Genomic DNA, 12,653 nt, shown 5'->3' with positions numbered 1-12,653 from the left:
TCGTTACAGGCGGGCGTTTGCCGCCCTCTGGATATGGCACGTCGCGCCCCCATTTATGCCAGCATGACCTCGGCCTCGACATCCGCCACCGACTTAGCCGCGCGCTCTGATTCTTCGGGCTTCGATCCGGCATCGCGGGCGGCTTCACGTATCGCGTCGACCCGCGCTTCGGTCTCTCCACCGGCCGCCGCGCTGGACGACTTCCATCCCGCGGTCGCCGGCTGGTTCCTGAAGACTTTCCCCGCCCCCACCGACGCCCAGGCTGCCGCCTGGCCGCAGATTCGCAGCGGGCGCTCGACCCTGGTGGCCGCTCCCACCGGTTCGGGCAAAACGCTCACCGCCTTCCTGTCCGCGCTCGACGATCTCGTCAAGCAAGGCCTGGCCAACGGCGGCGTGCTGCCCGACGAAACCCTGGTGGTCTACGTCTCTCCGCTGAAAGCGCTCTCCAACGACATCCGCATCAACCTGCAAGTGCCGTTGCAGGGCATCGCCGCGGAACTCGACGCGCGCGGCCTGCCGCCGCTCGACATCCGCACCGCCGTGCGCACCGGCGACACCACGCAGCAGGAGCGCAACGCGCTGAAAAAGCGCGCGCCGCATATTCTCGTGACCACGCCCGAATCGCTATACGTCCTGCTCGGTTCGGATTCCGGCCGCCGCATGCTGTCGACGGTGCGCACGGCGATCGTCGACGAAATTCATGCGCTCGCTGGCAGCAAGCGCGGCAGTCACCTGGCGCTCAGCCTCGAACGGCTCGACGCGCTATGTCAGCGGCGCTTGCCGCGCATCGGCCTGTCTGCGACGCAAAAGCCGGTCAGCGCTGTGGCACGGTTTCTGGTGGGTGGCGCGAGCATCGAAAGCGGCATTCCCGCGGACTGCGCGATCATCGACGTGGGGCACATCCGCGAGCGCGATCTCGCGTTGGAGATTCCGCCGGTGCCGCTCGAAGCGGTGATGCCCAACGAGGTGTGGGAGCGCGTCTACGACCGCCTCGCCGAACTGGTGGCGACGCATCGCACCACGCTGATTTTCGTCAACACGCGCCGCATGGCGGAACGCGCCGCGCGCCACCTGACCGAGCGTTTGGGCAAGGACGTGGTCGCCGCGCATCACGGCAGTCTCGCCAAAGAACATCGTTTCGACGCCGAACAGCGCCTGAAACGCGGCGAGTTGCGTGTGCTGATCGCCACCGCGTCGCTGGAACTGGGCATCGATATCGGCGACGTCGATCTGGTCTGCCAGATGGGTTCGCCGCGCGCGATCGCGCCGTTCCTGCAACGTGTGGGGCGCTCGGGCCACCATGTCGGCGGTATGCCGAAGGGCCGGCTTTTTCCCGCCTCGCGCGACGATCTGATCGAATGCGCCGCGCTGCTCGACTGCGTGCGGCGTGGCGAACTTGACGCGTTGCGGATTCCGCGCGCGCCGCTCGACGTGCTCGCACAACAGATCGTGGCCGAAGTCTCGAGTGCCGAATGGAGCGAAGACGCGTTGTTCGACATGATGCGGCGCGCGGCCCCCTACGCCGGCCTCGAACGAGAGCAATACGACGCCGTGCTGCGCATGCTGGCTGAAGGCTATACGAGCCGTAACGGCCCACGCGGCGCCTATATTCATCGCGATGTGGCGAGCGGCACCTTGCGTGGCCGGCGCGGCGGCAAACTGGTTGCCGTGACATCGGGCGGCACGATCCCCGAGAACGCCGACTATGCGGTGGTGCTCGAACCGCAGGCGATCACGATCGGCACCGTCAACGAGGATTTCGCCGTTGAAAGTCTTGCCGGCGATGTGTTTCAACTCGGCAATGCGTCGTACCGGATTCTGCGGATCGAGAGCGGCCGCGTGCGAGTCGAGGACGCGCAAGGGCAGCCGCCGAATATTCCGTTCTGGCTTGGTGAAGCGCCAGGGCGCAGCGATGAACTGTCGTTCGGCGTCGCGCGCTTGCGTGAGCAGATTGGGCGCTTGCTCGATGGGAAAGAGGTCAATGGAGACTCCGTAGTGTCGCCCGGCGAGCCGCATTCGCCACGGCGCAAGTCCACACGCGCCGCGTCGGGCATGGTCACAGAGTCGAGAGCCGCTGACGGCGGGTCAGCCCTGACGATCGCCGAGGCGACGCCGTCTGAAAATCAGGTGCTGACCGCGCGCCTCCAACGCGCAATCGACTGGCTTGTCGACACCCTTCATCTCGACGAAGCCGCCGCCCGCCAGATCGTCGACTATCTTGCTCGTGCACGCGCTGCGCTCAGCGTGCTGCCCTCGCAAAACACGCTCGTGATGGAGCGCTTCTTCGACGAATCCGGCGGCACGCAACTCGTGATCCACGCGCCCTTCGGCAGCCGCGTGAACCGCGCGTGGGGCCTCGCGTTACGCAAGCGTTTTTGCCGGACCTTCAACTTCGAACTGCAAGCCGCCGCCACCGAAGACGCAATCGTGCTGTCGCTGACCGGCAGCCATTCGTTCGTACTCGACGAGGTGTGGCGCTATCTGCATTCGAACAGCGCCGAGCATCTGCTGATCCAGGCGCTCCTCGACGCGCCGCTCTTCGGCGTGCGCTGGCGCTGGACCGCGACCACCGCGCTCGGCCTGCCGCGTTATACCGGCGGGCGCAAGACCCCGCCGCAATTGCAGCGCATGCGTAGCGAAGATCTGCTCGCGAGCGTGTTTCCCGAGCAGGCCGCGTGCCTGGAGAACATCGTCGGCGAGCGCGAACTGCCGCATCATCCGTTAGTGGACCAAACCGTCGACGATTGCCTGCATGAGGCGATGGACTGCGAAAGCTGGCTTGCTTTGCTGCGTCGTATCGAACAGGGCAACGTGCAACTGATCGCCCGCGATTTACCGGCACCCTCGCCGCTTGCCGCCGAAATCCTCACCGCAAAGCCCTACGCCTTTCTCGACGACGCACCGATCGAAGAGCGCCGCACGCAAGCCGTGCTGAACCGCCGCTGGTCCGATCCATCCAGCGCCGACGACCTCGGCGCGCTCGACGCCGACGCGATCGAGAGCGTGCGCGACGAAGCATGGCCGCAAGCGCGCACCGCTGACGAGATGCACGAAGCGCTGACGGGCCTCGTCTGCATCACCGAGGCCGAAGTGCGCGACAATGAGGGCTGGCCGGCATGGCTTGCATTGCTGGCCGAATCCGGCCGCGCGACCCGCCTGCGGATCACTTCAGATGAGGCACTGTGGCTATCCGCCGAGCGCCTGACCAGTTTCCAGGCGCTCTACCCCGACGCCCCGTTTGAACCGCCACTCACCGCACCAAAGGGCTTCACCGACGCCTGGAGCGCCGACGACGCATTGCTCGATGTACTGCGCGCCCGGCTGACCGGCTTCGGTCCGCTGCCGGTGCGCGCGATCGCACAAGTGCTGAGCTTGCCCGCGGCATCCGTCGAACAAACCTTGACGCGTCTCGAAGCGGAAGGCTACGTGATGCGCGGCCGCTTCTCGCCGGGCGCCACGGAAGAAGAATGGTGCGAGCGTCATTTGCTTGCGCGGATACACCGCTACACAGTGAAACGCTTACGACGCGAGATCGAGCCGGTGGAACGGCACGACTTCATGCGCTTTCTCTTCGAGTGGCAGCATTTGACGCCGGACACCCGCAGCGAAGGGCGCGACGCCCTGGCCGCGGTGCTGGACCAGTTAGAGGGTTTTCAGGCCGCGGCGGGCGCATGGGAAGAAGATATTCTGCCGGCGCGCGTGAAAGCGTACGCGAACACTTCGCTGGACGAACTATGCCGTGCCGGCAAGATCGTCTGGACCCGTCTGACCGAACGGGCCCGCGGTGCCGCAGGGCCGGTGCGCAGCACGCCGATCGTGCTGTTGCCGCGCCCCCAGGTGCGCGTATGGAGCGCGCTGATCGACCCGTCGAAAGAGCCGGAGCTATCGGCTCGCGCGCAAAGCGTGCATGACACGTTATCGCAACATGGCGCGATGTTTTTCGACGAGTTACTGGCCGAAGTCAGCGGTTTGCGTATGGAACTGGAGAACGCGCTGGGCGAACTGGTTGCAGCGGGCCTCGTGAATTCCGACAGTTTTGCCGGCTTAAGGGCGTTGCTGAAACCCGTCGCCAAACGCAGTGCTTATAGTGCCCATGCGAGCAGCCGGCGTGTCAGGTCGAGCGCATTGATCGGAGGAATGGACGACGCCGGACGCTGGGCGCTCGTCAACCGCCAACCCGTTGCCGCTGCAGCGGAAACCGCGCCGACGCGCCGTCAGCAGTTCGCCCCCGACATACTCGAACATGTCGCGATGACTTTGTTGCGCCGTTATGGCGTGGTGTTCTGGCGTCTGCTCGAACGCGAGGCCGAATGGTTGCCGCCGTGGCGGGATCTGTTGCGCGTGTTTCAGCGGCTCGAAGCGCGCGGCGTTGTGCGTGGCGGGCGGTTTGTGAATGGCCTCGCTGGCGAACAATTTGCTTTGCCGGAAGCAATTCCCTTATTGCGGGAGGTTCGACGGCATGCGAACGACGGTGCTTTTGTGTGCGTCGCCGGAACCGATCCTTTGAATCTCGCGGGCACGTTGCTGGTTGGCGAACGGGTGCCGGCTGTCGCGGGAAATCGGGTTCTGTATCGGGATGGTGTTGTTGTCGCAACACTTGTGGCCGGGGCTTTCTGGTTTGCCCCTTCGGTGGAAGCGATTCCCACAGAGCGGGAGCGCGCCCGGAGCGCGTTGGCCTGGCGGTTCTGAACTGCTTATGACGCAATTTTGGTGCGTTTTTTTATGCAATTTCACCGCTTCGCGCCAGCGCACGCCCCAAATAAAAGCCTAAAGCCAAAGATAATCCTAACCGTTAATGTTTATAGGTCCGTTTATAGGCCCGAATGCCAGCCGCTTCGCTACAATGAGGCCTGTCTTTAAGTATGATGAGACTGTCTGCCGCCAACCCGCCTTCACGGTGGGACCATCGGCACACACCGCCCGGGGATCTCATGAACGACGACCAACACGATCAGGTGCTTTTTGCCCAGTTCGGCACAAGCAGCCCATGCTGGCGTCTGTCGAACGACAGCAACGCGCTGGAACTCACGCCCGTCACCGGCGACGTGCCGGCTAATGTCGCCATTCCGCTGAATCCCCAACAGGCTTCGCAAATCCGCTGCCTCACCGGTATCACCTCGCACCTCATCCTCGACGTGCGCCTGTTTGGCGAACCGCTGCGCCTGCACCTCGTCGGTAAAAAGCTCGCGAGCAATACGTGGGCAGGCACCGCCTCGGCCTACGACGATACGGAGTCCGTCGCGCGCGATCTGGTTCACGGCCTCTCTTTCGCCGAACAGGTCGTCTCCGAAGTCAATTCGGTCGTGGTCATCGTCGACAGACACGGGCGTATACAGCGCTTCAATCGTCTCGCCGAAGAACTCACCGGCGTCAAGGAAGAAGACATCGTCGGCCGCAATGTGTGGGCGCTGTTCATGTCCAGCGAATCCGGCGCGGCGTCGAGCCAGAACATCACGGGCTTCTTCAATCGCGGCGTCGCGTACGAAGTCGAGCGGCGCGTGAAAACGATTCACGGCGAACGGCTCTTCCTGTTCCGCAACAAGTTCGTTCACAGCGGCAGCGGCGTCGAAGAACAGTTTCTGATCTGCTCGGGCACGGACATCACCGAAGAACGGCTCGCGCAGGAACGGCTCACCGAACTGGCGAACACCGATTCGCTCACCGGCCTCGCCAATCGCAACGCGATCCAGGACAAGATCCGCACCGCGATCGAAGAAGCAAACCCCGGCGAATCGGTCGGCGTGCTGTTCCTCGATCTGGATAACTTCAAGAAAGTCAACGACCACTACGGCCACGTCTTCGGCGACCGGCTGATCCGCGACGTGTCGGCGGCCATCAGCACCTGCCTGAACGAAGGCGATACGCTGGCGCGCCTCGGCGGCGATGAGTTCATCGTGCTCGCCGCCAAAGGCACCGCCCACGATCTCGAAGCGACCGCGCAACGCATTCTCGAACGCATGCGCACGCCGTTCAGCCTGGGGCTCGTCGAGGTCTACACCGGCTGCTCGATCGGCATTGCGCTGTACCCGGAACACGGCGACAACCTCGAATCGCTGATCCGTTCCGCGGACACGGCAATGTATGTTGCCAAAGATGAAGGCAAGCGCACCCATCGCGTGTTCTCACCCGACATGAACCGCAAGGTCGCCGAGTACATGTGGCTCGACACCAACTTGCGGCGCGGTCTCGACGAAGGCCAGTTGACGCTGCACTATCAACCCAAGCTCGTGCTCGCCACCGGCGCGGTGCAGGGCGCGGAGGCGCTGGTACGCTGGAATTCGCCGGAGCGCGGGCAAATCATGCCGGCGGAGTTCATCCGCTATGCGGAAGAATCCGGGCTCATCGGCGTGCTGGGCCGCTGGGTCATGGAAACGGCTGCGAGGCAAGCTGCGAAATGGAAGGCGGACGGCTACAACCTGCGCATCGCGATCAACGTGTCGGCGCGGCAACTGGTCGATACCGCCGTGGTGCGGCATTTCAACGAGGCGCTGCAGCGCGCGAATCTCGATCCCTGTCTGATCGACCTGGAGCTCACCGAGAGCTGCCTGATCGAAGACGAAGCGGCTGCAATCGATCTGATCAAGCAGTTCCGCCAGCTCGGCGCACAGGTTCACCTGGACGACTTCGGCACCGGCTATTCGTCGCTGTCGCAGTTGGGCCGCATTCCGCTCGACGTCATCAAGCTCGATCGCAGTTTTGTCCGCTCGATCAATGCCGATACCAAAGCGCAAGCACTGGTGCGCTCGATGGTGGTGGTCGCGCAGGAACTGAATTTCAAAGTGGTCGCAGAAGGCATTGAAACGGAATCCGAAGAAATGTTCATGAAGGGGCTGGGCGTCGACTACGTGCAGGGCTTCCTGTACGGTCAGGCCATGCCGGCCGCAGAATTCGAACGCTGGTTGCAGGATAGACAGAAGCTCAGACTGATTGCCTGAGCTTCCCTGCGCTGCGCGCCGGATCGATTCAGGCGAAATTAGCTGCACTGGAGGCTGTCTGGCGCAGATTTGAAGTGCGGCGATTCTGCAGCATCACCAGCCGCTCCATGAACGCGAGATCCTTCTCCTCGATCATGAAAGCTGCGTTCACCCAGTCCTCGGTAATTTCCATCAACTCGGCGCGAGAGAGTTGCAACACGCGCTGGCGCGCCCGCAGCATCGCGCGGATGCCGTTCATCTTCGGCCTGAGCGTGTCGATGAAGGTACGTGTCGCCATATAGGCGTCGCCCGGCTCGAATAGCTGGTCGACCAGCCCCTTGCCGAAGTGCCACTCAGCCGTATGCGATTCGCCCACGCCGATCAACTCCTCGGCCAGACGCATGCCCGCCTTGCGCGCGACCAGCGAATAGCCGCCCATGCCCGGGAACAGGTTGAAGGCGATCTCCGGAAAGCCCATACGCGCATCGTTCTGCGCCAGCAGGAAATGGTGCGCCAAGGCCGCCTCGAAACCTCCGCCAAGCGCTGTGCCCTCCACCATCGCGATTGAAATCGCCCCCGTATCGAAGCCGCGCGCCGCCGCGTGCACGCAATCGACGCAGGATCGCGCGTACGACATCAACGCCTGACGCTTGCCCGAGCGGATCGAGTCGGCAAAGAAATCGAGGTCGCCCCCGACGTTGAACATGGTCGGAATCAACGACCCTGTCACCCAGAAGTCGATCGGCAAGCCGGATTCTCGTGCTGCCTGCGCGAGACCCAGAATGTCGTGGACCAGATCGAGATTAAAACAGGGACGCGGCTGCGCGCGCAGCATCATCCACATGATGTTGCGTCCTTCTTCGTAGTAAGCGGAGACTTGCGACAGATTGCCGGCCTCAAGGAACGGACGGCAGGCGTGGTGGTTATGCAGATTCATTTTGAACGGTCCTTTTAAGGTTAAACACTGGCATTGCAATGCGAGCCTAAAGCAGACCGGAATGTGATGGGAGCGGGCTAACCAACAGATGAATGCAACACACACGTGAAGCCCCGTCAGACAGAGCGCTGCGGGGAGGTCGACCGTCGGATAAAAGATACTGTGGACGCAAACGCTTGCGCACCGAAGATGGGCGAAATTAGCCCTCAAATGAGCATCCGGCCGCTAGCAGTTAGCGTTCGAACAATGTTTGAATTTCTTGCCGGATTTGGAAGAGAAAGAAATAGTCTTCGATTAGGTAATGCAATCGAAAATATCGCTTGCGGAGGTTTGCTTTCTGATTTGTGGGCTAACAGACGGACTATTCAATTCGCATAATTAAACGCGGGCGCCCTAAAGCGCCCGCTGAATCGCCTGCAACGCTAACAACAGCAGAAAGCATCACGACATCACGACGAAACGCTCATCAAGGCGCTGCCGCGATCACCTGAGCAACGGCTGCCGTCAGCTTCTTGCCGTACGGCACGTGCAGGAACTCGTTCGGCCCGTGTGCGTTCGACTTCGGCCCGAGCACGCCGCACACCATGAACTGCGACTTCGGGAAGCCCGACTTCAATACGTTCATCAACGGAATCGTGCCGCCCTGCCCCATATACGCAACGTCCGCGCCGTAGTGCTCGCGCGACGCATCGTTAAGCGCGGTGGCGAGCCACGGGGCGAGATCGGGCGCGCTCCAGCCACTCGCCGCGCCGGCGTCCGGCTTGAAGGTGACCTTGGCGTTGTACGGCGGATCGAATTCGAGCAGCGCCTTCAGTTCGGCGACGGCTTTTTCCGCTTCGATCATCGGCGGCAGGCGCAGCGATAGCTTGAACGCCGTGCGCGGACGCAGCACGTTGCCGGCGTCGGCGAGCGCAGGCAAGCCGGCCGCGCCGGTCACCGACAACGAAGGACGCCACGTCGAGTTGAGCAAGGCTTCTTGCGGGTTTGTCGTGGTGGGCAGCACCTGGCGGCCGTCCTGCCCGCAGGCCCATGGCAGCTTCTTCCAGACATCGTCGCCGAGAATCTGAGCGGTTGCCTCCGCTTCGCGCAGCCGGTCCGCCGGGATTGAAACGTGAAAACCCTTCGGCAACAACGTGCCGTTGGCCGAGTCTTCGAGACGGTCGAACAGTTGCCGCATGATGCGGAAGCTCGACGGCGCGATGCCGCCGTAACCGCCCGAGTGAATCCCTTCGTCGAGCACCTGGACTTCGAGGTCGCCGGCAACCAGCCCGCGCAACGACGTAGTGAGCCACAGTTGATCGTAGTTGCCCGCGCCCGAGTCGAGACACACCACGAGCCCGACCTTGCCGAGCCGCTCACGCAATGCATCGACATACGGCAGCAGATCGTAGCTGCCCGATTCCTCGCAGGTTTCGATCAGACCGACACAGCGCGGACGCTCGATGCCTTGCGCGTCCAGCGCGGCCAGTGCCGTGAGGCTTGCGTAGATCGCGTAGCCGTCGTCGGCGCCGCCGCGGCCGTAGAGCTTGTCGTTTTCGAGCTTCGGCGTCCAGGGGCCGAGATCGTTGCGCCAGCCGTCGAATTCAGGCTGCTTGTCGAGATGGCCGTACAGCACGATGGTTTCTTCGCTGCCCGACCGGGTCGCGGCCGTTTCGAAGAAAATCACCGGCGTGCGGCCCGGCAAGCGGATCACTTCAAGTTTCAGGCCGCGCACGGGTTGCTGCTCGGCCCATTTCGCCGCGTCGGTCACGACACGCTCGAGATAGCCGTGTTTAACCCACTCGGGATCGAACGCCGGACTCTTGGCCGGCACCGCAATGTAGTCCGTGAGCGCAGGCACGATCTCGTCGTTCCATTTGCGGTCTACGAATTCGCGTAGCGTGTCCTGGTTGATGCGCTGAGCCTGCTGGGTCGTGTCGTCGGAGATCATGGTGGCGGTCCGTGGCGGTTCTGTTCAGTCGAAACGCCCATGATAGTCCTGATGCGCGATGCGCTGAACCCCTCGCCGCGCACGGAGGCTTACGGCAACGCTGCGCAAAGCCAACAATCGCGCGACAATCGCGGGATACATCGCGTCCTGGGGAGCCAGATTATGGGTGGCAACGTCGTGGTTCAGGCCGTCGCCGCGGTGCTCGCGCTGGCGCTGTATTTTCTGCCGAGCATTCTCGCCGACCGGCGCAAGCGTCATGATGTGCTGACGCTCGCGCTCTTCAATGCGTGCCTGGGTTGGACCGGGTTTGGCTGGCTGCTCGCGCTCTACTGGTCGTTGCAGCCGAACCCGCCTAAAAACGTGGCGGGTGAAATCAACGAGACGCGAAAGATCGTGCGGATGCGCGACTTTTCGTCGGCGCTTCTGATGCGCGTGCAAAGACGCACGACGGCGCGTGAGCGCAGGGAGAAATAACAGGAAGAAACGACGGGCCGAAATACAGCGGCAAGACAGCGGGAAGAAGCAATCAGGCCGCGCGGCCCATTCTGCCCCACACCACGGAGCCAGCGGGAATCGACCGCGGTTCAGCCCGCACGCTCTCGTGCGCGAACATCTCGCGGCGCAGTTCGCCCTGTTCGTCGAACCACTCGCAAATCAGCCAGTCGCCAGGATTGAGCGCCACCGGCCCCGCGTACGTCACGGTCATGCGCGGGCCGCCTTGCTTCAACGCGACGACGTCGCCAACGTTGAAGCGGGCAACTGGCGGTGTTTCAAATGCGTCAATGATAGCGGTCAGCATATTCGATCCCCACGGAGCCCGTTGAGCGGAATTAAAGTTATCGCTGGTGCTTTGCAACATCGACCTACCGAATGAAAACTCTAAAAAGTTTGCCAAGATTAACAATCGAAATTAACAACGGCAAGTGCTTTTTATTGATACCGTTTTCATCCACGCCGGAATGGGTTCACCACGCCGACCGCCACCGCAAAGCTGGTAAAAACCCTGAATGCGACGCCAGGCGGCCATCCTGGCAACGCTACCCGACTGTATAAATTACGGCGAGAAAACCCGGCGTGCAAGTAGAAAATGCAGGTTGCATTTGTCATATTTAACGCGCGGCCGGCAAACCGATCCGGGTTTATTCCAATGACCTTAAAATCGGAATTACCAGTGAACAAAAAACTAACCGGTAAATGCGCCCACCGCGAAACGGGTTTGGTTTAAGTGCATAAAAGTGTGCGGTGACCATCATTGAAAACGATTACCGCCCTGGTATTTTCAAACCGGCTGTGCAATCCGGCGCAGTGCAATCTGTTGATGACGCACCAGCAGCACGCTCAAACCGATACACACGAACATCAGGCACGCGTTGATCGCGAGGCTGAACTGGAACGCGTGCGCATAAGCGCCTGGCGTTTCGCGCCCACCGATCACACCGAAAAACGCGCCGCTGATCGCCGCCGTGCCGAACGCCGAGCCGATCTGCAAAGTCGACGACACCACACCCGAGGCGAGCCCCGCCTTTTCCGGCACGACTTCCAGCAGCACGATGCGCATGATCGAAGGCAGCAGCAGGCCGTGGCCGACACCCGCGCACACCAGCCCGCAATAGAACAGCAGATCCGGAGTGGCGGCATGCGTCGCGGACCAGCCGGTGACCGTGAAACCGACGGTCATCATCGAGAATCCGAGCGCCAGCACATGGCCGCCGATACGCTTGACGACCGCGGGTGACGTCAGCGGACCGACCACGAAGCCGATCGCGAACGGCATGATGGCCATGCCCGAGGCGAGCGGCGTCCAGTGCAGACCGGTTTGCAGGAAGATTCCGTAGGTCAGAAAAAACGCGCTGTTGCAGTAGAACAGGAACGCGAGCACGAGACCCAGTGCGAAGGCCGGGTTGCGGAACAATTGCAGATCCACGAGAGGATGGCCACCGGCGCGTTCGACACGCCGCTCGGTCGCCACGAATAGCGCGAACGCGGGCACCGCAAGCGCGAACATCACGAAGGTCCACGCAGGCCAGCCGGCTTCACGGCCATGCGTCATCGGATAAATGACCAGCAGCAGCACCACCGAGAGCAGCGCGACGCCCTTCAGGTCGATGCCGGTGTGCGTGGCCGGCTGATTTTCCGGTACGAACTTCCAGGTGCCGATGAACGCCACGATGCCGATCGGAATGTTGATGAGAAAAATGATGCGCCAGTCGAGCCCGAACGGGTGATAGGTGATCAACGCGCCGCAGCCCAACTGCCCGACGATCGACGAAAGTCCGAATACGAAACCGTAAAGGCTCATCACCTTGGTCTGCCGATGCAGCGGCACCACCGCGCGGATGGTCGCGAGCACTTGCGGCGCCATGATCGCGGCGGCGATACCCTGCACGATCCGCGAGATCACCAGCATATGGCCGCTGGTGGCGAAACCGCACAGCGCGGAGGCGACCACGAATGCGGCCATCCCCGTCATGAACATGCGACGCCGGCCGAACAGGTCGCCAAGGCGCCCGCCCGTGATCAGCAGCACGGCATAAGCGGATGCATAGGCGGACACCACGAGTTGCAACTGCGCGTCCGTGGCGTTCAGGCCGGTGTGAATCGACGGCAGCGCGAGGTTGACGATGAAATAGTCGAGCGGCGCGAGAAAGGCGCCGACAAACAGCACGGCGAGCGCGAGCCCCTGGCGCTGCCCGAAGCCGTTCGCGGCCTTCTCCGTTGCCGCCTTCCCTGCACCTGCAGCTGCCACACGGGCGGCAACCGCCCCCACGCCCGGGCAGACGGCGGCAGGTCCGCCTGCCGCGTCAACGAATGCCGCCGAAGCGGGCTTGATGGCCTCTCTATTCATGACTGATCGTTCAAGAAATAGGTAAAA

General features: G+C 62.6%; 7 protein-coding genes. 3 read left to right on the top strand and 4 right to left on the bottom strand.

Translation table 11 applies throughout. From position 1 onward, the window contains the following. Positions 1-33 precede the first annotated feature (33 nt). Both B0G76_RS24900 and pdeR read left to right on the top strand, forming a co-directional pair. Positions 34-4,689 (top strand): DEAD/DEAH box helicase, encoded by a 4,656-nt coding sequence (locus B0G76_RS24900; protein WP_120294876.1) that lies wholly within the window; start codon positions 34-36, stop codon positions 4,687-4,689. A gap of 242 nt (positions 4,690-4,931) precedes the next feature. Then, a complete protein-coding gene (gene pdeR, locus B0G76_RS24895; RefSeq protein ID WP_120294875.1) occupies positions 4,932-6,935 on the top strand; it encodes a cyclic di-GMP phosphodiesterase in 2,004 nt (667 codons plus the stop codon). 28 nt (positions 6,936-6,963) lie between these two features. Here the strand turns inward: pdeR and B0G76_RS24890 are convergent, their stop codons facing one another. Both B0G76_RS24890 and B0G76_RS24885 read right to left on the bottom strand, forming a co-directional pair. Beyond that, complete coding sequence (locus tag B0G76_RS24890; RefSeq protein ID WP_120294874.1) at positions 6,964-7,851, bottom strand: crotonase/enoyl-CoA hydratase family protein; 888 nt, start codon at positions 7,849-7,851, stop codon at positions 6,964-6,966. Between the two features lie 466 nt (positions 7,852-8,317). After that, a complete protein-coding gene (locus B0G76_RS24885) occupies positions 8,318-9,781 on the bottom strand; it encodes a M20 family metallopeptidase (protein WP_120294873.1) in 1,464 nt (487 codons plus the stop codon). A 162-nt stretch (positions 9,782-9,943) separates the two neighbouring features. Between B0G76_RS24885 and B0G76_RS24880 the strand changes: the two genes are divergently transcribed. Then, positions 9,944-10,255 (top strand): superinfection immunity protein, encoded by a 312-nt coding sequence (locus tag B0G76_RS24880; protein WP_120296778.1) that lies wholly within the window; start codon positions 9,944-9,946, stop codon positions 10,253-10,255. Positions 10,256-10,307: 52 nt separating this feature from the next. On the opposite strand, the gene B0G76_RS24875 is transcribed toward B0G76_RS24880, so the two are convergent. Continuing rightward, positions 10,308-10,580 (bottom strand): YodC family protein, encoded by a 273-nt coding sequence (locus B0G76_RS24875; RefSeq protein ID WP_120294872.1) that lies wholly within the window; start codon positions 10,578-10,580, stop codon positions 10,308-10,310. Positions 10,581-11,060: 480 nt separating this feature from the next. Further along, entirely contained in the window at positions 11,061-12,626 is a 1,566-nt protein-coding gene (locus B0G76_RS24870; RefSeq protein ID WP_120294871.1) for an MFS transporter, read from the bottom strand. Positions 12,627-12,653: the final 27 nt, after the last annotated feature.

Origin of the sequence: Paraburkholderia sp. BL23I1N1 (assembly GCF_003610295.1) — a bacterium.
GTDB lineage: Bacteria > Pseudomonadota > Gammaproteobacteria > Burkholderiales > Burkholderiaceae > Paraburkholderia.
The sequence above is the reverse complement of the archived record's forward strand: the minus strand, read 5'-3'. Positions and strand labels throughout refer to the sequence as shown.